The following is a 21,561-nucleotide window of genomic DNA, read 5'->3' on the forward strand; positions in this document are numbered from 1 at the left end:
CTATGGCTCTGAAGCTACACAAATTGTAATGTCTAATCTTTATCAGAAATGATCTAGTTAATAAGGACCAAATTTCCTTCGAAGCCTAAACTATTCTTTTCCATATGACGACATAAAACGTAGGTGTAAGGATTTTGCGAAATCCTTAATTTAAGTTTTGGAATGGGAGGGAATTAGATTTTGAAGAATAGATGGTCCGGTTTTCTGGCGTTGGTCATCCTGATTTCAAGTTTTACATCATATGCAGGGTTTGCATCTGCTGCGGATGCGGTGCTTTCCAAGATTGTCCTTTCCTCTAACGAGGTAACTTTGCAGCAGGGAGATACGGCTGCGTTGACGGCTACTGCTGTTTTTAGCGATGGGACAACCTCGAATGTAACCGTAAGCACGGATTGGAAAAGTGATAATACAACTATTGCTACCGTGTATAACGGTACAGTTTCGGCCAAGGCTGAAGGGGAAGCCACCGTGGTTGCGACCTATAAAGAGAAGGTGCAATCGGTTCAGGTACATGTAACGAAAAAGGTTAAGGCGCTGACATCCAGTGTACAAAGCCTGAACTTGCGTTCAAGCGGTACAGGACAGGTTGATTTGACAGCGACATACAGTGATAATACAACTGCTCAGGTTTCGGGTGATGCTACTTGGACCTCCGATAATCAAAAGGTAGCCACAGTAGTTAACGGATTGGTTACCGCTCAGGGAGCAGGTACAGCCAATATTAAGGCCGTATATGGTCAACAGACCGTAACCATTGCTGTGCAGGTGGAGCAGGTTAAACGTCTCGATGTCAGTTCATCAGAGGTTTCTCTTTTGCTGAAGGATACTGAGAAGGTTAAACTTACGGCGACGTTCCCGGATGGATCGGTACAGGACGTGACAGAGTCTGCTGAGTGGAGCTCCAGCAATGCAGCCGTGGCGGATGTACTGAAAGGCACCATTACCGGCTACAGCGCGGGAAAGGCGACAATTACAGGTAAGTATGGCACGATGTCCGCTACGATTTCGGTAGATGTCGATCAAACGAATAAGCTGAAAGCCAGCGAATCCAATATTTTTCTCCGTCTGGATGAATCTAAAAAAATACAAGTTACTGCCGTTTACCCGGATGGGACGGTAACGGATATCACAGATAAAGCTACTTGGACATCAAGCGATGAAAAAATTGCGACTGTGAATAAGGGAACGATTATGGCCATTGGAGCGGGTTCGGCTACGGTGACCGCTAAGTATGGAGATAAGACTGTTTCGATCAAGACAGATGTCGAAACCTCCAGATATTTGGATTTGAGTGAGGACAAGCTGAGCCTGAATGCCAAGGAATCCAAAAAGCTCAAGCTGACCGCAACGTATGTAACAGGTACGGAAGAAGATATCACAAGTAAGGCAGAGTGGAAGTCCAGCAATGAAGATATCGCTTTTGTCAGTGCGGGAGAAGTCACGGGTTATAAAACAGGTGAGGCTACGATCACCGCTTCTTATGGTGGCAAAACAGTTACAGCTACGGTATCCGTAAATGTACCCGGTGATCTGTCTCTGTCCTCCAAAACGGCAACGATTGATATTGATGAGGACTATACTGCAACTTTGACGGCTACTTATGCGGATGGGCGTAAGGAAGATGTAACACAGGATGCAGAATGGGCTTCAAGCGCGGAAGATATTGCTTCTGTGTCCAAAGGAACGATTACGGGTAAATCCGCTGGTAAAGCGGTTATTACAGCGACCTATAATGGCAAAAAACTGACGATTAACGTACAAGTAGGCCTTGTAGACCGTCTGGAAACAGACTCGCGTGTAATTGCACTTGGTGCTCAGGAAACGAAGCAGCTGAAAGTAACAGGAGTTAAGAGTGGCGGTACAAAAACAGATGTAACCAAGGACGCCACCTGGACAACGAGCAATGTAAAAGTGGTTGAAGTTAGCGAAGGTTTGATCAAAGCGAATGGTAGCGGTAAGGCAACGGTGACTGCTTCATATGGCAAGCAAAACATTACGTTTACGGTAGAAGTGGACGTAGCGCAAAAGATTGAAGCGGATGCAATCGCGTTGTCACTTAAATCCGGAGATCAAAAAACCATCGCGATTGTGGTTAAATCGAGTGATGGTAAAGAAAAGGACGTTACGGCCCAAGCTGAATGGAAAACGTCTAATTATAAGGTAGCCACTGTTAAAAAGGGTCAGGTTACTGCGGTTAGCTACGGTAAAGCTAACATTCAGGCGAAGTTTGGCGGGAAGGTAATCAGCGTACCCGTGGATGTTGATACGCTTAAATATCTGCAAACAGACGAAGTTGCTTTGAATTTGAAGGCAGGACAGCTGGCCAAGGTTACGGCTACAGCCACGTATAAGGATGAGTCGGAGAAGGATGTTTCCAAACCGGCTGTCTGGTCCTCGTCCAGAATTGTTGTTGCGACCGTCAAAGACGGTAACATTAAGGCACAGGGCAAGGGCAAAGCAGTAATTACTGTGAAATATGCAGGTAAAATGACGAAGATACAGGTAACCGTTCAGTAAAAAAGAGAGCAAGCATACGTCCAAGGACGACATGCTTGCTCTTTTATTTTAAGGAGGCACCGCTTATAAATTATGACTTATCCTTCTTGGTCGGTGTGTTGCGTGTAAGTGATTCGGTCAAACGCTTGCCAGTCGGCGTCTGGGCCAAGCCGCCTTTGGCGGTCTCGCGGTGCTTCGACGGCATCGCACTGCCGACTTCAAGCATCACGTCAATGACTTCGTCAGACGGAATAGCGCTGCGCACACCCGCCAAAGCCATGTCCGCTGCGGCAAGCGCAGTCACGGCTCCCAGCCCGTTGCGCACGATGCACGGAATCTCCACGAGTCCAGCGACGGGGTCGCAAATCAGGCCGAGCGTGTTCTTAAGAGCGAGGCCCACGGCGTGAACAGCCTGTTCAGGCGTACCACCACGCAGCTCGACCATAGCGCCAGCAGCCATCCCGATAGCTGAACCAATCTCAGCCTGGCAGCCTCCCTCCGCGCCAGAAATGAAGGAGTTGTTGGCGATCACGTAGCCAATGGCTCCAGCGGCGAACAGGCCGTTCACCATATGCTCATCATCCCAGCCGAACCGCTCCTGCGCACTGATGAACACACCAGGGATAACCCCACATGAGCCTGCGGTAGGCGTGGCGACAATGCGACCCATGGATGCATTTACCTCCGACACAGAGAGGGCATAAGCCATGGCGAGCGCGGAGGCATCGCCGGAGCAGGTTTCCCCTGACCGCAGATACTCGGCTAGGCGCTTGCCGTCACCGCCCGTCAATCCACTGCGGGATACGGTGTCTTGTGTCTGACCGCGATGAACGGCTTCCTTCATGACTTCATAATAATCAGACATTTGGCGAAAGATTTCTTCCTCCGTTGTATTCGTCTCTTGTACCTGCTCTTGAATCATCAAGCGGCCAATTGTGGTGGATTCTTCAGCGCATAAAGCGCTGATTTCATGCAGATGGCTAAACCGCATCGGATTCAGCTCCTTTTTTCAAATTAATCATCTTAATTTCATACATATGAGGTAAAGAACGCAGTTCCGCAATCAGTTCAGCTGGAGCAGAACTGTCCGTTTCAATGGCGGTGAGTGCTTCACCATCCCGGCCTTTGCGATCTACGTGCATATAGGCAATGTTAATGTGGGCCGCGCCCAGCGCTGAAGTTATCGCGCCCAATGTACCGGGCTTATCCGAGTGGAGAAGCACCAGCGTAGGCAGCTCCCCGGTCAGATTGACCCGGAATTCGTTGAGCTGCTGGACATGGATGCTGCCGCCGCCGATGGAGGAGCCCAGCAGTGTGCGCTGATCCTCGCCCTTCCACAGTTCGAAACGGACAGTGTTCGGATGAGGCGCGGGGAGTCCGCTGACGGCGAATTCCACGGCCATCCCGGCTTGCTCTGCCCATTGCTCGGCATCCGGAATCCGGTGATCGTCCGTATCGTAATTAAGCAGCCCTGCGATGAGCGCCAGGTCTGTACCGTGTCCTTTATACGTGTCGGCAAAGGAGCCGTACAGCGTCATGCGGGCACGGTCAGGCTGCGTCCCGAGCCAGTGCCGGGCAACGCGTGCGAGCCGCACCGCGCCTGCGGTGTGTGAACTGGAAGGTCCGGTCATGGCCGGACCGATAATAGAAAATACATCTTTGAAACGCATGGTGTGGCCCCCTGTATGTTCTAATACCATACTATATGGTATTTCCGCGTCTTTGCGCGGTTATGACGGTTCCTAATGCTGACGCACAATGTGAGCACAAAAAAGGACAGGATAAGGAAGTTTCCCTTATCTCTGTCCTCGTTACCTGAGAGTTTCGTGCGGTGTTCTTACCGCCTTACCCCTTGGGTGGCTTGCGCTCTCTCCAGAGTTGCGTCAGATGACGATACATGGACCTGAGAGATTATCCGCCAGCCGGGTGCTGGCGTCTTGCTCCTTCGGTGCCGCCAGAGTGTAGGCTCCCTGGACAGACTCTCCCGTCATCTTCATTCGCGTATACCGTTCTACATGTCTTCCTTAGGGTAATGTATGCCGTGCTCGGTGTCAATCACAGGGTTCAATTTTTACATAAACAGGTGCGTTTCCAATAAAAAAGATTAAAATTTACATAATTATGGATGAAATCAGGAAGGAATTAGAAGATTGGCGGCTAATCTGATAAAGGACAAGTATATTTATGGAAATCATAGGAGGGATATTGACGTATGGTAAAAGGCTTGCGATTCACAGGTTCACGCTTAAAAGGGATGTTGCATCTAGCAGCGATCGTATCACTGCTGATTGGGATCTTCGTTCCATTCGGTCAGGTCAAGGCGGAGGGAGCATTGACAGTAGCCGAAGCACTTCAGCGCCAAAGCAGTGGAGGTACGGTGACGGTGGAAGGTTACATCGTCGGACATGCTACCGGATCGAAAACGGCTAACTTTTCTTCCCCGTTCGCGAATGATTTTAACGTACTGATTGCCGATCAGGCAAATGAACGTAATACGTCTAATCTGTTGGATGTACAGCTGACTTCAGCGTACAGAGGGCAATATGGGCTATCAGGCCATCCTGAGCTGATCGGCAGCAAAATTCGTGTGACGGGTACACTCGGCGCCTACAATAATTTTGGTGGAGTGAAAAGTCCAAGCGCTGTTGAACTGGTGAGCGGAAGCGAGCCGGGGGAACCAGGCGAACCTGGCAACCCGGGTCAACCCGGTACTACACTGCCGGATGGAAAAGGCAAAAAGGTGCTGTTCGATAATACGCACGCACAGACCGCTGGTGCAGCAGATTGGGTCATTGAAGGCGCCTTCTCCGACTTTGCCAATGGACTGCGTAATGTAGGCTTTACGGTAGACCAATTGAATCGTCCCATTCCTTTTACTTATGGAGAGCAGGCTATAACATATGATAAGTTGCGCCAATATGATGTGTTCATTATTGGTGAAGCGAATGTTGCCTTTAAGGCATCCGAGCAGGCTGCCCTGCTGCAATACGTGAATAGCGGGGGGAGCGTCTTCTTCATCTCCGATCATTATAATGCGGACCGTAACAAAAACCGTTGGGATTCCTCCGAGGTTATGAATGGTTACCGTCGTGGAGCCTATACTAATCCGGCCAAGGGCATGACTGCAGAAGAAGCTGCATCACCGGCGATGCAAGGATTAACAAGCTCCGATTGGTTGGCGGCCAACTTTGGCGTTCGTTTCCGTTACAATGCGCTGGGTGATGTGAATGCTACCGAAATTGTAGCCGCAGATCAATCTTTCGGCATTACCAAGGGTGTGCGCTCGATTGCAATGCATGCAGGATCTACGCTGGCTATTATTGATCCTACCAAGGCTAAAGGCATTGCTTATATCCCTTCAGGCACGAAAAAATGGGGTAATGCGGTAGACCAGGGAGTTTATAACGGCGGGGGCCGTGCGGAAGGACCTTATGCCGCTATCTCCAAGGTAGGTCAAGGCAAGGCAGCGTTCATCGGTGATTCTTCCCCTGTAGAAGATGCTACACCGAAATATGTGCGTGAGGAAAACGGACAGTCGAAGAAGACATATGATGGTTTTAAAGAAGTGGATGATTCCACCTTCCTGGTGCAAACGGTTCAATGGCTTGCATGGAAGCAGGACTACACGAAATTGTCTGATGTGGCAGGTTTGACTCTGGATCAACCGACGAAGCTTCTACCATTCGAGGAGCCTGCGGCTTCCACGGAACCGCAGCCTGAGCCTTGGTCTGCTCCGGCAGCAGGCTACAAATGGTACGATCCTAGAACGTTCAAGTCTGGCTCCTATGGAGCGGCTTCGTAATTATCGCCAGAAGCTCAATGTGAGCTGGTATTAGTTAGTCGTTTGATCCCTGCAGAGGGATCAAACGACTTTTTTTGTGATGAAAATTAACCTGTGGTTGGTTATTTCATTACATTTTGTGCCAGAAAGACCGCGCTACTGCTGGATCATTGATTTTTTAAATGATGTTGATAGCATAATCTTAATTGATATATCCATATACTGGTGATAGGATGTATTCAAATTATTCCGACAAAAACGGTATGTAATGTTCATGAGAGGTTTTAAACATCAAACATGGTGAGAATAAGCGGGACAAGACCATGGAGAATGGAGGAAGCGCGCATTGAATACCGGACCCGTGTTGGAAATTAAAGGATTATCCGTCTCTTTTCGCATCAATGATCAATATCACCCCGCAGTCGACCATCTGTATCTGACGGTCAACCCCAATGAAGTGCTGGCTGTAGTCGGAGAATCCGGCTGTGGCAAAAGCGCGCTGGCGCTTTCGATCGCACAACTGCATGACATGGAACGCACGCGTGTAGAGGGAGAGGTCCTTTTTAAAGGCACGGACCTGAACCGTCTTTCTTCAGGGCAAATGAATAAAATCCGCGGAGCGGGCATTGGCATGATCTTTCAGGACCCGCTGACAGCACTCAACCCGTTAATGAGCATTGGTAAGCAGATTGAGGAAAATCTTGATTATCATACGTCACTATCTACGAAGCAAAAAAGGGAACGTGTGCTGGAGCTGCTGGAAAGCGTAGATATACCGAATCCTGTGCGTGTGTATGAGCAGTATCCGCATGAACTGTCAGGAGGGATGCGTCAGCGTGTGATGATCGCGATTGCCATAGCTTGCCGACCTTCTCTTATTATCGCAGATGAACCAACTACTGCGCTCGATGTAACGATCCAATCGCAAATTCTCGACTTGCTCAAACAGCTTCAACAGGAGAGTGGGAGCGGAATTATCTTGATTACGCATGATCTTGGTGTTGTGGCAGAAGTAGCCGACCGTGTGGTGGTCATGTATGCCGGAGAAATCGTGGAGAGCGCTGATGTTTTTGAATTATTCAGGCATCCACAGCATCCGTACACGCGTTCTTTGCTTGCTTCCATGCCGGGAGCGCATACCAAGGGGGAATCACTGCATGTCATCGGCGGCATTGTTCCCTCATTACAAGATATCCCCCGCAATAGCTGTCGCTTTGCCCCGCGTATTCCCTGGATTCAGCAGGGAGTGCATGAAGACCATCCCCAACTAAATGAAATTTCCCCTGGACATTGGGTCCGTTGTACATGTTACCAGCATTTTCATTTTGAAGACGAGGCAAAGGGGGAAGCTGCTCATGGCACTACTGGAGTTAAATGATTTGAGGGTCCACTATCCGGTGCGCGGTGGTTTCTTCCAGCGTGTTATCGATCAGGTGAAAGCAGTGGATGGCGTGTCGATCAGCATTGAGGCAGGCCAGACATACGGGCTGGTGGGAGAATCCGGCTGTGGAAAAACGACGACAGGCAGGACGATCATCGGTCTAAATAAGCTGACGAGCGGACGGATTCTTTTTAAGGGAAAGGACCTTGCGGCTCTGAGCCGTAACAACCGTCATCCGCTGCGTAGAGACATTCAGATGATTTTTCAGGACCCCTACTCTTCGCTCAACCCGCGCAAGCGCGTATTGGATGTCATTGCTGAACCGCTGCGAAATTTTGAAAGGCTGAGCAGTGAGGAGGAACGGAGGAAAGTACAGACGTTGCTGGAAAAGGTCGGCTTGAACGCCGATGCAGCCTACAAATATCCGCATGAATTTTCCGGGGGGCAACGGCAACGGATCGGGATCGCGCGTGCGCTGACATTAAACCCCAAGCTGATCATTGCTGATGAGCCGGTGTCGGCACTGGACGTTTCCGTGCAGGCACAGGTGCTGAATTTTATGAAGGATGTGCAACGGGAATTTAATTTGACGTATTTGTTCATCAGTCATGACTTGGGTATTATCCGCCATATGTGCGACCAAATCGGTATTATGTATCGAGGCCGTCTAGTGGAGCAGGGGAGCGAGCAAGACATTTATGAGCGTCCACAGCATCTGTATACCCAGCGCCTCATTGCAACCATTCCCAATATTGATCCTACAAAACGGCTGGAAAATGCCCAAAAAAGGCGAATGCTTTTATCCTCCTACAAAACAGAGCTGCCCAAACATCTAGACGTGAGTGGAAAGCCGTTTGCACTAAAATCAGTAAGTCCATCCCATCAAGTCGCGCTACCATAAGGGGGGTACAGAAATGTGGAAATTTACACTGCGTCGGCTGCTGGTTATGATCCCTCAACTTTTTGCACTGAGCGTGCTTATATTTTTCCTTGCTAAGGCTATGCCGGGGGATGCCCTGACGGGACTTATTACTTCGACACCCAATCTGAATCCGGCCGCACTGGAAGAACAGCGACAAAGACTGGGACTGAATGACCCGGTGTGGGTGCAGTATGGGAACTGGCTCGTCCAGCTTGCTCACGGGGATCTGGGCAAATCTTATGTACATAAAATTAGCGTTACCGATCTGATTGGCAGCCGTCTGGGGAACACGTTTTTCCTGGGCGTAGTAATTCTGGTTCTGACGTATCTGATCGCCATTCCGCTCGGCGTACTCAGCGGTCGTTATCAGCATAGTCTGCTGGACAAAACCGTAGTGGGCTATACCTATCTCAGCTTTGCCACACCTCTATTTATACTCGCGTTGTTGCTGCTGTACGTATTCGGATTCAGGCTCGGCTGGTTTCCAACCAGCGGCAGTGTGGATGTAGGCGTGGAGCCGGGGACATGGTCATATTACGTGAACAAGTCGTATCATCTCATTTTACCAGCGGTTACAGGCGCATTGCTCAGTACAACGGCTACGATTCAGTATTTGCGCAATGAGGTCATTGACACACGACTGAAGGATTTTGTGAAAACAGCGCGTTCCAAAGGGGTGCCCGAAGGTAAAATTTATTCCCGCCATATTTTCAAAAACTCTCTATTGCCGATTGCTGCCTTTTTGGGCTATGACCTGACGGGAGTAATTGCAGGCAACATTTTCCTTGAATCTATTTTTGGATACCCGGGGTTGGGCCAACTATTTCTCCAGTCCATCACTCAACGGGATTTTTCAGTCGTGAACGCGTTGGTCATGATTTCCGGATTCTTGGCGCTATTAGGAACCCTTTTATCTGATGTCATCCTAAGCAAAGTCGATCCCCGCATTCGAATCGAATAGCGAACAAGTCTAGAGAAAAGGAGGGATTATGGTGTCTATTCAGGTGGAGGAGGTCTTCACGCCGGAAATCATTCGTAAATCACCATCCAGTTGGTCTGTACTGCGTCGTGAGCTGGTGCGTGACAAAACGGCCTTGGTTTCCATTGGCTTTGTAATTCTGTTCTTGATCTTTATATATGCCTCTGTCCTGTTTGTAAATCAGGATGTAGTCACGACGGTGGATTTGGGCGCAATCCGTGAAGCTCCCGGCTCAGTGCATTGGCTGGGCACAGATCGAGCGGGCAGGGATATTTTCGGCCAGCTGGTCATTGGAGCCCGCAATTCCTTCACCATTGGCTTTACGATTACATTGTTATCCGCCGCTATTGGCTTAACGTTAGGTTTGCTGGCTGGTTTTTATGGGGGACTGGTCGATAACATCATCATGCGGATCATTGATTTTATTCTGGTACTTCCATTTCTGATGTTGGTCATCGTATTTGTCAGCATTGTACCCAAAAGCGGCATAGGGTCCTTTATTTTCATTATGACTGCCTTTTTATGGATTGGAAAAGCACGTCTGATCCGGGCCAAGGTGTTGTCGGAGCGCGAACTGGATTATGTGCAGGCTTCCAAAACCCTTGGCACACCCAATTGGAAAATCATCTGGTTTGGCGTGCTGCCTAATCTTAGCTCGGTCGTGATCGTCAATCTGACCCTCAGCCTCGCGGGAAATATCGGGATTGAGACCGGGCTTTCTTATCTCGGTTTTGGCTTACCGGAATCTACTCCAAGCTTGGGTACACTGGTGAGTTATGCGAATGACCCGGATGTTTTGCAGAATAGCTGGTGGATGTGGTTGCCTGCCTCACTGCTTATTTTGGTGCTAATGCTGGCGATTAACTTTATTGGCCAGGCGCTCAAACGCGCCACGGATGCCAGACAACGATTGGGTTAACTGAAGTTCAAGGATAAGGACAATGACAAGGAGGGATTTACAATGGTTAAACACTGGAAAAAAGGAATTCTGCCTGTTCTATCTGCAATTTTGGTGCTTTCTCTGGCCGCATGCAGCGGTTCGCCTTCCGCTTCGAATGGAGGGAAATCGTCTGACGGTACAGGCGGCACAGGGTCCGACAGCAAGCAGGTGAATGCCACAGCGCTGGAGAAGGCGATCAAGAACGATAAGGCCCCGATTAAGGGTGGCATCATCAATTATGCACTCGTGTCTGATACCCCTTTTGAAGGTATTCTGAATCCTGTATTTTATGAAGGCAATCCTGATTTTGAAGTCTTCCAGTTTTTCTACCCTTCTATGTTTTCGATTGACTCCAATCTAAATATTGACAATAAAGGAGCGGCGACGATTTCCTTTTCCCCAGACAATAAGGCGGTGACTGTAAAAATTGATCCCAAACTGAACTGGACGGATGGTAATCCCGTAACGGCAGAGGACTATGCTTTTTCCTATGAAGTGATCGGTCATAAAGACTACGAAGGTCCGCGTTATGATAGCTTTATGACCAACATTGTGGGCATGGAGGATTATCACGCGGGTAAGGCCAAAACCATTTCTGGCGTCAAGGTGCTGAATGAGAAAGAGGTTACCATTCACTTCAAGGAACCTAATCCTTCGGTGAAATCGGGACTTTGGTCTACACCACTGGAGAAAAAGGTATTTCAGAATATCCCCGTGAAAGATATGGCCGGATCTGATCCTGTCCGTAAAAATCCGATTGGCTATGGACCGTTCAAAATTAAATCAATGGTCACAGGTGAATCTGTGGAATTCGTCAAAAATGAAGATTATTTCCACGGTGAGCCCAAGTTGGATGGTCTTCATCTGAAGGTGGTGAACCCGAATGTCATTACCGAGGCGCTGAAAAGTGGAGAAGTCGATTGGGCCAGCTATCCAACCACCCGTTACAATGAGGCCAGCAATCCGAAAAATGTACAGTTTCTCGGTCAGGAGGAATTATCTTATAGCTATGTGGGCTTTAAGATGGGCAAATTCGATCAGGCCAAGAATCTAAATATCATGGACCCGAACGCCAAGCTGGCGAACAAGTCATTGCGTCAGGCCCTCGGCTATGCGCTGAATAATGAGCAGGTCGGCAAGCAGCTCTATCATGGACTTCGGATTCCAGCAACATCCCTGATTCCGCCTGCCTTTAAGGGATATCATGATATAAATGCAAAGGGCATCGCGTATGACCCGGACAAGGCGAAAAAGCTGCTGGACGAGGCAGGCTATGTGGACACCAATGGAGATGGATACCGTGAGGACCCTAAGGGCAAGGAACTGGTTCTCCATTATGCGGCAATGAGCGGAGATGCGACAGCTGAATCGCTGGCAAAGTTTTATTTGCAAAACTGGAAGGATGTCGGACTTCATGTCGAGCTGGTGGACGGTCGTCTGCTTGAGTTCAATTCTTTCTATGATCGTGTGCAAAAGGATGACCCCGGCATTGATATTTTTGGCGGTGCGTGGAGTACGGGTTCAGATATAGACCCTAGTGGACTGTATGGACGCGGAGCCAGCTTTAACTATTCGCGTTTTACAAGTGAAGAGAATGATAAGCTGTTGCGGGAAGGGGTGTCTGTGAAAGCCTTTGACGACAATTATCGTAGAGATATATACAATCAGTGGCAGGCGTATATGAGCGAGGAGGCGCCAATCGTGCCGACGTTATTCCGTTACTCGTTGGAGGCAGTGAATAATCGGGTAGCCAATTACGATATTACCCGTGGCAAGGAGTATGATGCAGACACGTTTGCGAATATTACGTTGACTGCGGAAAAAGCCGAAGTAGCCCAATAATCTAAAAAAGCGCAACAACCTGAAGAAGAAGCGCGAACCGGATTGATCCGATTTTGCGCTTCTTTTGACCTTTTAATGCAATCATTCTGGGGATTCTCGAAGGGAGAGAAGGAAGACGGAAATACGTCAGCTTCAATACTTCATTGCCGTATGCGAGGAACTGCATTTTACGAAAGCTTCGGAAAAGATCGGAATCTCCCAACCCACGCTTAGCTTGCAAATTAAGGCGTTGGAAGAGGAATTGGGCATGACGCTTTTTGACCGTGCAGGCAAGAAAATAAAAATGACAGATGCCGGGAAATTGTTGCTGCAACACAGTGCACATGCGCTCAAGGATTTACAGCAAGCGAAGGCTTCCATTGAGGAGTTGCGCACCGAGCAACGCGGGAGTTTGCGGATTGGCATTGCATTACCGGAGCTGGAGGAACCATTGCAAGAGCTGCTTATCCATTTTCATCAGTCATTTCCTAGAGTCAGCCTGCACATCCATCCATCATTTGATGTAACAGAACAGCTGCTAGATAACCGAGTGGATGTTGGCATTACGCTGCATTCGGCTACGGATGAAAGGCTTGTCCAGCTTCCTCTTCGTACGGAGAACTACTGTCTTGTTGTTCCGGTAGAGCATGTGTTTTCCAACCGTACTTCCATTACGCTGGACGAATTGAGGCATGTACCCTGGGCGATGCAGCCAGAGTGTCATCCCGGCAGGAAACTGATTGAGAAGTGCTTCCGTGATCGCGGGTATCCCTTTGCAACCGTCTTGGAGACAAATTCCATACCTTCAATCCTGCGCTGGGTACAGGAGGGACTTGCCGTAACCCTACAGACGGAGTCCCTTGCGACAGAATTGGATCGCTCACAATTTTGCGCTGTACCTATTTTGTGCGACGTGCTCCAGGGTCAGCTAGAGCTGACTTATCGGTCTGGCCGTTATCAGGGAGAAGCGTTGAAGCGATTGATTGAAAAGATACAAGCTGTACTAACAGTGCGTTCCAACTTGTGGCAACCCTGATGAGTATCACGAGCTTTAATGTGTACGAACTTCCAGCCTGCGTGCAATCAGTGACATACTGTAATTGACAGCAAAGTACAGGAAAGCTGCGAACAGCAGGGCTGGAATGACAAAAGATTGATTTTGCCCACCGACAATCTGAATGTTATGCGTCAGCTCCGGCAAACTGATAATGACAGCCAGTGAGGTATCCTTGAATAGGGAAATGAACTGGCTGACCATCGGGGGCACCATGCGACGAAGCGCTTGGGGCAGAATGATATGCCATAAGGTTTGAGAATAGCTTAAACCGGAGGAACGTGCGGCTTCCACCTGTCCTTTATGGACCGAATTCAGACCGCTGCGCACAATCTCGGCGATCATGGCTCCCTCGAAGATCGACAGGCCTGTAATGGCTGCCCACTTGAGGGAAATCGAAATTCCGATGGATGGTAAAACCATGCCGATGAAGAAAATAATGAGCAATAATGGAAGATTGCGAATGAGATCAATGATAAAGGCTGCAACCTGTGAAATAACAGGTAAGCGGGTATAGCGCAGAATGCCGAATAAGATACCAAGAACGAAGCTGAACACGATAGAGTAAATAGCAACCTCCAGTGTGAGCAGGAAGCCCTCCAGTATAAAACGCACATTAGGCCACACAAACAATCCACCGAAATCCATACGGGCTTCCCTCCTTAGGATGTTTTGGACAGACGCCGTTCCATATAAAGTACAAGAAAGCTAAGCGGAACCGTCAAGATAAGATACAACAGCGCCGTGATGGCGTAGACTGTGATGGGCAGGAAGGTATCCGAGTTAATGAGGTCCGAGTAATACATTAGGTCCAGTCCGGCCACAATAGCCAGCACGGAAGAGTTTTTGACCAGATTAATGAATTGGTTGCCGATCGCAGGCAGTACAATTTTGATGGCTTGCGGTAAAATAATGCTGATCATCGTCTGGTTGTAACTCAACCCGGAGGACCTTGCCGCTTCAAATTGCCCCTTGGGCACAGATTGAATGCCGGCACGTATGGCTTCAGCAATAAAGGAGGCTGTGTATACAGTCAATCCGAGCGTTCCAGATACGAATCCGTCCAAAGGGATGCCCAAAGTAGGAAGTCCGAGATAAAAAAACAGTACGACGATCAGCAATGGGATATTGCGGATGACCTCTACATAGACGGTACCGATCCAGTTCAGCCATTTAAAAGGCGCAATTCGGAGGATGGCAATAATAGCCCCTAGAATAAAGCTTCCGATCAAGGCAATGACACTAGCTTGAACGGTATGAAGCAAGCCTTCTCTGAAACGGTCGCTATGATCGAAAAGTACGTTGATATCAAAAGTAAGCATCTGCGAATTTACCTCCTTATCCAGACTTAAGAAAGGAAGGAGCACGCAATTGCGGCTCCTTCACAAGAATACTATTCGGGTTTAACCCCAAGCCATTGCTCGTGGAGCTTATCGTATTCACCGTTGCTTTTCAGTTCCTTGAGCGTATCATTAATAGCTTGTAGCAGTTCGGTTTGCCCCTTCTTCACTGCAATGCCGTAAGGTTCCTCTGTGAAGTTCCCGCCTACAAGAGTATAATTCGGGTCTTGCTGCTGCATGCCGAGCAGAATAGAGTTATCCGTAGTCAAGGCTTCTCCTTTACCTGCTTTGAGGGCGTTGAAAGCATCCTGATAGTTTTCGAATTCCAATATCGTTGCTTCAGGTGCTTTTTCACGGATATTTTTGGCGGAAGTAGAGCCCTTCACGGCGAGCACCTTGGTATTCGGGGTCAGAGACTCCAGCCCGGTGATGGGGCTCCCTTTTTTCACAAGCAGAGATTGCCCGGCGTTAAAATAGACGTCGCTGAAATCAACCTGCTTTTTACGTTCATCCGAAATGGTCATCGTCGCGATAATGGCGTCGATGTCCCCGTTTTGCAATAAGGTGATTCGTGTTTTGGACGTGACTTCTTTTAGTTCAAGCTTGGTTTCATCGCCAAAAATATGTTTGGCTACAGCCTTGGCGATGTCGATATCAAAGCCTTCTACTTTTCCGCTAGCCGGGTCTTTCAGTCCGAACAGCTTGGTATCGTATTTCACACCAACGACCAGTTTGCCACGCTGTTTGATCGCTTCCAGCCCGTTGGCTGCCGCCGGCTCATTCCCCGACGTTGCCGCTCCTTCTTTGCCTCCACAGCCTGCCAAGACGAGCAGACAAGATAAAGCTACCAGCACCAAAGTACTCCATTGAAATCTTTTTCTCATCAGAACATTCCCCTTTCGATTTACGCTACATTGGTAGTCTGTTTAATGATGAATCAGACGGCTCAGGAACAGGCGAGCCCGTTCCTCACCCGGATTCTGAAAAAATTCGGCAGGTTGGCTGTCTTCCAAAATCTGTCCTTTATCCATAAAAATCACGCGGTCCGCCACTTCACGTGCAAAGCCCATTTCATGAGTGACAATGACCATTGTGATGCCCTGATGGGCGAGCGAGCGCATAACATCCAGTACCTCTCCGATCGTTTCGGGATCAAGAGCTGAAGTAGGCTCGTCAAACAACATAATTTTTGGATTCATCGCGAGCCCGCGGGCGATCGCGACCCGCTGCTGCTGTCCACCGGACAATTGGGCGGGGTAGCTTTGTGCTTTTTCTTCGATTCCGACGCGCTTTAGATAGGTGATGGCTGTTTGAGTAGCTTCTTCTTTCGAGATGCCCAGTACCTTCATAGGTGCCAGTACAATGTTTTCAATCACCTTTTTGTGGGGATACAGATTGAAATGTTGGAACACCATCCCGATATTGCGGCGGAAGGCATTAATATCAATTTTTTTGTCGTGTACAGGGATCTCGTTAACGATCAGCTCCCCATCCGATATCGTTTCCAGACGATTGATGCAGCGAAGCAGGGTGCTTTTACCCGAGCCGGAGGGACCGATGATTACGACGACCTCGCCCTCCTTAATCTGAAGATTAATGTCTTTGAGTACATGGAAGTGACCGTAATGCTTGTTGACGTTGCGAAACTGGATCAGAGAGCTCACTCCTTTTTAGGCTTGGATACATAGCTTAGTAGACGGATTGACATGATCAAGCTCTATTAGAATTTAAAAATTTCTCTCATGATACTATAAGCTTACAATAAAAAACAAGATTTTATGTCACTAAACTTTACGTGTGATGTATTTTGGTGTGTTTTTTGCTAGTAAACTGTTATTTATATGTTGAAAACGAATAAATATCCGTAATTTTATGTTATTAAATTTGACATAAACTATTGATCCTCGACATGCCAAGGGAGAAACGTGACAAAAGCAACGCTATGTTTTACAGTAGGGAAGAAGGAATTTAGGGTAAAGGAAGGTTAGACAATGACGAAAGCTATTTCACCGCTAGTAACGGCATTGGGCATGGAGCCCCATCCAGAAGGCGGCTGGTACAAAGAGATGTGGAAGGCCCATTTCCAAATTCCGAAGCCTGTACTGCCGGATGTGTATTCCGGTCCGCGCTTTGCAGCTTCGTCTACGTATTTCTTGCTGCATCCGGGTGAGTTCTCCGAGTGGCATGTGGTCCATTCTGATGAGCTGTGGTTATATCATAGCGGAAGCCCTGTAGAGTTGAAATTGGGTGGAAGTGGAGAAGAGCCTGGTGAAGAAACTGTGATTATCGTCGGTGCGGATGTGGAGGCAGGACAGCATCCACAAGCACTCGTTCCAGGAGCAGTATGGCAAACGGCACGTCCGCTTGGGGATGAGCCCGTGCTGGTAACCTGTGTGGTTGCACCAGGATTCCACTTTGATGATTTCAAGCTGATTGCCAAGAATCCAACTGAATCATGATGTGAGCATTGGCGGGTGTATTTCTGTAATGAACAGGAATGGCCCGCCTGATTTATGTTTACTCATAGAAATAGGGCTTTAAAATAGCTTTAGGTGCTTAGTTTCGCCTGAACAATGAGACGATGGGTGGGGTTTACGAGAGGGTCACATGTAATCAGTGTAAGCAGCTTTTGTTTTTTGAAGCTTTTCAGAACAGACACGTCCGTAGGATCGACCACCTTCAGGCTATAAACGCTATATACATATTGGTTACCCCGAGCGTTAACAACAATCTTATCCCCGATCTTCAATTCATTTAGACGATTAAATAAACGTCCAGAGGTACGGGCTCGATGAGCAGCAATGGCGGCATTCCCTGCTTGTCCCAGCGTCCCCGTTTCCGGCATATGTACAGCCGCGTGTCTCATATTTATCCTCGTTGCGCCTTCCAATACAGGGAGCTTTAAAGCAATACGACTTATACTAATAGTGGCTATGGGAGTTTGTTCATTAGCGCTTACCATGGGAGCAGGGGATGGGGAAGTATTTTGTCGTGCTTCACTAACCGGAACTTCTGTAAGACGAGTGGACAAGCGAGCATAGCTGTCCGTAAGACTGGGGGGCCATAGCGCGTCGCTTTTTCCAGATGGTAGCTCTGCTGCTTTTAATAGCTTGCTTTGTTCCTGATCCTCATTCCATTCTGTCGCTTTAGGAAACAAAATAAAAAGTAAGCCTAACACAATAAATACGTAGGAAAGTTTACGCAGACTCAGCAATCTCGCCTCCCCTAAGCAAAGTACGGATTATACATATTTTTTGAAAAATGCCCCATTCCCGACTCATTCCAATCGGGAATGAGTCGGGAGATCAGGGCAGGTGATCGGTTTTATTTTTTGTTTGTTCGTGTGAATTTCAAAAATACGCCCCACATAACCATCGCTATGCCTGTCAAATAGAACGGAACGGGGCTGCTTTCACCTGTTTGGGGCAATTGGTGTACCGCAGGTGTATCCTCCGGATCTTCAGGTTCTTTTCCCGGAACCTTGAGACGGATCTTAGGTTCGGGATCGTCTTTCGAATCCACCGGAGGAGGAGGAGGATCTTGATGAGGCATGACGGCTGGCGGCTCCGGCTCCGGCGGTATAGGCGCAGGTTCCTCCTGTGGAGGGACTATGTCCTCCGGAGACTTTGGCAATGACGGAGGAACGGTTATAGACGGAGTATCGGGTATTTCTGGATCTTTGTCATGTTTTTTACCTGAGCCTCCGGACGGGGGTGAAGGATCTGGATGAGTAGGCGTTCCTGGTTCGTTTTTCTTTTCTTTACGATTGGTGATCACAACCCTCTTTACGCCAGAGCTTTGCCGCAGTGTTGCGTCTATTTTGATCTCGAGCTTGCCCTCGGTGACTTTATAGCCCTCCGGTGCTGCCAATTCTTCCAAGATGTAATCGTCATGAAGCAAGGAGGAAAAGATGATTTTGCCTTCCGCATTGGTGGTCTGAATGAGAGGGGCTCTTTTTTGACCTTTATCATAGAGCGCAAACTGTGCGCCAGGCAGTACCTTGTCAGGCATATCCTGATCTACTTTGGTCAGCTCAAGACTTTCGGTCACACCCCCGCCAGAACCGGAGCCGGAAGACGTTCGTACGATGATTTCCTGGCTGGTTTCCCGCATCTCTGTCGTCAAGCGATCCCCCTCAAAGGCAACCTTATTACTCACCTTGGCTTTGTCCTCAGCATGAATGAACGATTGATATTCAAGTATAAAAGCAGTGGAAATATCCTTGGCAAAAGTAAGTTCAAACGTTTGCTGGCCTTGAGCGTCTGTCTTGATATACAGCTTGTAATCTTGGTTTCTAATCAACTCGGTGCCCTTGGTTGTATTTCCGTTGGCAGCGATGATTGTAGAGTACAAATGAAAGGAATCCTCAATTAGGATTTGATTGCTGCTAGGCTGATCTATAATTTTACCGTTGGATACATGGGACTGTCCTTCATTGATGCGGATGCTCCAGTCAATCTTATTTCCATTTTGTGCACCGACTTTAGATACATATTCTCCGCCATGAGGTACCGTGACTTGCGCTGCCCATTCGGAGACAGTTTTTTGTCCATCCAGTAGAAGGGCTTGATTATGGATTTCCTTTTCAATCAGTTCTCCTTCCAATGAAGTTTGAAAGGTAATCCAGTAGGGAGTCTGTATCTTATTTTTGAACTGGATACGCAATTCATTACCATTTTGCTGGGAGGGAGGAATAATGGTGTATTGATCTGCTGGGATTTCAGCCCCTTTTTGTACGCCATCCCACCATCCCAGCAAGGTCATATCGTATACTTTTACGGAGGCGGGCAGTAACTTCTGACCTTGCAACAAGGGGTCTCTCACTTCCGCATGATTCAGAATCTTGCGATTGTAGTTAGCTTTAATGTCCCAGGTAATGAGCTTGGAGGTCGCATTATAGCTTCCTTGCTTGGCACCGTTTCGTTGTGTCATAAAGTCCGGCCAGATCGGGCACTCCACGTCTTGCGATGATCTTTCTCCGTCTTCAAACTGGTATTCTATATGGGATTTATTACGAAACTCGGGCTTCGTCGTATCCGTTTTCCAGTCATTATTATAGGTGGTTGAATACTTGATTGTATAAGCCTTCTGAATGGCTTTATGAAAAATGAGCGTAAATCCTTGTTTATAGTCCTGTGATAGCGGAATCAGCTCATAATCCGTGGGTGCACGTAGCTCCGTTGTTCCGTCAACACTTTGAATTTTCAGGGTGTCCGGTAACAAGGCCAAGCCCCCGTTTGGAAACACATCCTGAATGACAATATTTTTCATGATGTACAAGTCTGTATTGATGGTAATCACCCAAGGTATGATTTTGGTGTTGTAATTGGGTGTGTCATACATTTTAGTCATAACTCCGCTTATGATTTCCGTCGATACAATCTTCTGCGTTCCATCCGAGGTTATGATGTTTATAACTTTTCCATTATCATAGACACGGCCTCTGGCTTGAGTCTGGTATCGGATGGTATAGGCTGAATCTACGTCGAAGTTGAATTGAAGTTTGAAGCCGTTGCGGTCCGGATAATCAACTGGGATGACAGTATACGCCCACGATGGGAGTTCCTCCAGTGTGTTTCCCTTAAATACTTTCAAAGAACCGGGCAGCAATTCTTGAGTTTTATTGAAATGATCAATTAAAAGAGCTTTGGCTTCGGGAATTTTTGTCTCGCTGAAGTTATATCTTATGGCCCACGAGAGTGTTTGTGTGGCATGATCATATTTTTCAACCTTTTTGGACAAAAATTCACCACGTTCCACCTGAACAGTAGCGGTAGCAACAACGTTCTCTATCGCATCTCCTGAAAGCGTTGCTGTGTTGGAGAAACGAGTTTCATCGCCAATAATACGCGTGGAATATTGAATCTGATAGGCCGTGTTAATGCTATGATCTTGAAAACGAATCCCAAACCCTGTCCCGGCTTGATCTGCTTCAATGACATATTCACTCGCATTTACTAGGTCTTGAACAACGGTCGAGCCGTCGATATTGATTTGTAGATGATAGAGCCGGATAGAGTCTCTTCTGAGTTCCAGCCCTGAAGGAATGGGATCGGTGATGAGGGCATGCTTTACGGTGTTTAGCTGTTTGTTCACATCAATGGTCCAGTCGATCTGGTTTGTGCCAGCTATTTTCCCTTGTTTGCTTAGGGTTGGCCCTGACTGGGGTTTAACATTCACGATGACCGTTTGCACCCCACCTTTGATCGGAATCGCAATGATGATCTCTGTACTGCCTTTCACCGTTTCTTTCGTAAACTCGGTTTTAACTTGTAGTTTGCCGCTGACATTGGAGTGATTCTCTACATATTGGTTAAAGGTCATGATCACCTTGCCCTGACGATCTACTGTGAAGTATCCCACGGTTCCGTCGGTAGTGACTAACGGAGATGAGATATCAGTGTAGATGACAAGCTGTTCTGGTAAATGAAAGATGAAGGTGTCCCCTGACTTATAGGTATTGTCAGGAAGCTCCCATTCATAGCCTAGTTGGATGGCTGATCCGATGTCGAATTGGCTGTCTGGACTATATACCGCATCAATGACACGCCCTGCTTCGTCTGTCAGGCTCAACTTCGTTAATATGCTCTGCGGAGCTGCATCATGTTGAGACTTTGAACTGACTGCTCCTTGAACGAAGGGGACCGTGTTTGAAGGAATCTCCCCAGGAGGTTCAAGGTTTGGGACAACGTATACAGCATCTGTAACGGTAGGTGTAGGATCAGATACAGCACTCTGCGGCAGTTCTGGGGCTGGAGCATCTGCGTAAGCCAGCGTTGCGCTGAAAAAGCTTTGGACAATGAGCAATAAGGCAATGATCATTACATTTATTTTTGTTCTCATGCTC

17 protein-coding genes, 1 pseudogene and 1 riboswitch are annotated in these 21,561 nt (G+C 48.0%); of the genes and pseudogenes, 10 read left to right on the forward strand and 8 right to left on the reverse strand.

All coding sequences use genetic code 11. The features are described 5' to 3' along the window. The first annotated feature begins 180 nt into the window (after nucleotides 1-180). Nucleotides 181-2,517, forward strand: a complete 2,337-nt coding sequence (locus tag JOE49_RS07765) for an Ig-like domain-containing protein (protein ID WP_076159119.1) — start codon at nucleotides 181-183, stop codon at nucleotides 2,515-2,517. Between the two features lie 70 nt (nucleotides 2,518-2,587). On the opposite strand, the gene sdaAA is transcribed toward JOE49_RS07765, so the two are convergent. Together sdaAA and sdaAB are read right to left on the reverse strand one after the other, a co-directional pair. Beyond that, nucleotides 2,588-3,487: an L-serine ammonia-lyase, iron-sulfur-dependent, subunit alpha gene (sdaAA, locus tag JOE49_RS07770; protein ID WP_013308429.1), complete on the reverse strand. Its 900-nt coding sequence runs from the start codon at nucleotides 3,485-3,487 to the stop codon at nucleotides 2,588-2,590. Continuing rightward, entirely contained in the window at nucleotides 3,477-4,166 is a 690-nt protein-coding gene (gene sdaAB, locus JOE49_RS07775) for an L-serine ammonia-lyase, iron-sulfur-dependent subunit beta (protein WP_013308430.1), read from the reverse strand. Before sdaAB ends, sdaAA begins: the two co-directional genes overlap by 11 nt. Nucleotides 4,167-4,377: 211 nt before the next feature. Next, nucleotides 4,378-4,493: riboswitch (glycine riboswitch) on the reverse strand. Nucleotides 4,494-4,708: 215 nt separating this feature from the next. Here sdaAB and JOE49_RS07780 point away from each other — a divergent pair. The 8 genes and pseudogenes from JOE49_RS07780 to JOE49_RS07810 all read left to right on the forward strand — a co-directional run bounded on the left by JOE49_RS07780 (nucleotide 4,709) and on the right by JOE49_RS07810 (nucleotide 13,356). Continuing rightward, entirely contained in the window at nucleotides 4,709-6,298 is a 1,590-nt protein-coding gene (locus tag JOE49_RS07780; protein ID WP_028541235.1) for a DUF6359 domain-containing protein, read from the forward strand. A gap of 325 nt (nucleotides 6,299-6,623) precedes the next feature. Further along, nucleotides 6,624-7,655: an ABC transporter ATP-binding protein gene (locus tag JOE49_RS07785; protein ID WP_209940842.1), complete on the forward strand. Its 1,032-nt coding sequence runs from the start codon at nucleotides 6,624-6,626 to the stop codon at nucleotides 7,653-7,655. After that, a complete protein-coding gene (locus JOE49_RS07790; protein WP_028541233.1) occupies nucleotides 7,633-8,559 on the forward strand; it encodes an ABC transporter ATP-binding protein in 927 nt (308 codons plus the stop codon). The genes JOE49_RS07785 and JOE49_RS07790 overlap by 23 nt, the downstream gene beginning before the upstream one ends. A 13-nt stretch (nucleotides 8,560-8,572) precedes the next feature. After that, nucleotides 8,573-9,541: an oligopeptide ABC transporter permease gene (gene opp4B / locus JOE49_RS07795; RefSeq protein ID WP_104497429.1), complete on the forward strand. Its 969-nt coding sequence runs from the start codon at nucleotides 8,573-8,575 to the stop codon at nucleotides 9,539-9,541. A gap of 28 nt (nucleotides 9,542-9,569) precedes the next feature. Further along, complete coding sequence (locus tag JOE49_RS07800; protein WP_160788636.1) at nucleotides 9,570-10,478, forward strand: ABC transporter permease; 909 nt, start codon at nucleotides 9,570-9,572, stop codon at nucleotides 10,476-10,478. Between the two features lie 42 nt (nucleotides 10,479-10,520). Further along, a complete protein-coding gene (gene opp4A / locus JOE49_RS07805; RefSeq protein WP_209940843.1) occupies nucleotides 10,521-12,341 on the forward strand; it encodes an oligopeptide ABC transporter substrate-binding protein in 1,821 nt (606 codons plus the stop codon). A gap of 160 nt (nucleotides 12,342-12,501) precedes the next feature. Next, nucleotides 12,502-12,582, forward strand: a pseudogene (locus JOE49_RS26310) (LysR family transcriptional regulator); the annotation flags it as partial. 6 nt (nucleotides 12,583-12,588) lie between these two features. After that, nucleotides 12,589-13,356, forward strand: a complete 768-nt coding sequence (locus JOE49_RS07810) for a LysR family transcriptional regulator (protein ID WP_245248352.1) — start codon at nucleotides 12,589-12,591, stop codon at nucleotides 13,354-13,356. 15 nt (nucleotides 13,357-13,371) lie between these two features. On the opposite strand, the gene JOE49_RS07815 is transcribed toward JOE49_RS07810, so the two are convergent. The 4 genes from JOE49_RS07815 to JOE49_RS07830 all read right to left on the reverse strand — a co-directional run bounded on the left by JOE49_RS07815 (nucleotide 13,372) and on the right by JOE49_RS07830 (nucleotide 16,378). Continuing rightward, nucleotides 13,372-14,022 (reverse strand): amino acid ABC transporter permease, encoded by a 651-nt coding sequence (locus JOE49_RS07815; RefSeq protein ID WP_023986680.1) that lies wholly within the window; start codon nucleotides 14,020-14,022, stop codon nucleotides 13,372-13,374. Nucleotides 14,023-14,036: 14 nt separating this feature from the next. After that, nucleotides 14,037-14,696: an amino acid ABC transporter permease gene (locus JOE49_RS07820; protein WP_023986681.1), complete on the reverse strand. Its 660-nt coding sequence runs from the start codon at nucleotides 14,694-14,696 to the stop codon at nucleotides 14,037-14,039. 71 nt (nucleotides 14,697-14,767) lie between these two features. Next, nucleotides 14,768-15,598, reverse strand: a complete 831-nt coding sequence (locus tag JOE49_RS07825) for a transporter substrate-binding domain-containing protein (protein ID WP_160788638.1) — start codon at nucleotides 15,596-15,598, stop codon at nucleotides 14,768-14,770. Nucleotides 15,599-15,640: 42 nt separating this feature from the next. Continuing rightward, the gene (locus tag JOE49_RS07830) at nucleotides 15,641-16,378 is read right to left on the reverse strand and encodes an amino acid ABC transporter ATP-binding protein (protein ID WP_029514673.1); all 738 of its coding nucleotides are present in this window, start codon (nucleotides 16,376-16,378) and stop codon (nucleotides 15,641-15,643) included. 327 nt (nucleotides 16,379-16,705) lie between these two features. Here JOE49_RS07830 and JOE49_RS07835 point away from each other — a divergent pair, with 327 nt between their 5' ends. Continuing rightward, nucleotides 16,706-17,173, forward strand: coding sequence for a cupin domain-containing protein (locus tag JOE49_RS07835; protein WP_013308442.1), 468 nt, complete (start codon nucleotides 16,706-16,708; stop codon nucleotides 17,171-17,173). Between the two features lie 89 nt (nucleotides 17,174-17,262). Here the strand turns inward: JOE49_RS07835 and JOE49_RS07840 are convergent, their stop codons facing one another. Both JOE49_RS07840 and JOE49_RS07845 read right to left on the reverse strand, forming a co-directional pair. Beyond that, on the reverse strand, nucleotides 17,263-17,928 hold the full coding sequence (locus JOE49_RS07840) for a class D sortase (protein ID WP_023986684.1): 666 nt from the start codon (nucleotides 17,926-17,928) through the stop codon (nucleotides 17,263-17,265). 110 nt (nucleotides 17,929-18,038) lie between these two features. Then, the gene (locus JOE49_RS07845) at nucleotides 18,039-21,557 is read right to left on the reverse strand and encodes a collagen binding domain-containing protein (protein WP_209940844.1); all 3,519 of its coding nucleotides are present in this window, start codon (nucleotides 21,555-21,557) and stop codon (nucleotides 18,039-18,041) included. Between the last annotated feature and the right edge of the window lie 4 nt (nucleotides 21,558-21,561).

The organism is Paenibacillus sp. PvR133, from assembly GCF_017833155.1.
Taxonomy (GTDB): domain Bacteria; phylum Bacillota; class Bacilli; order Paenibacillales; family Paenibacillaceae; genus Paenibacillus; species Paenibacillus polymyxa_B.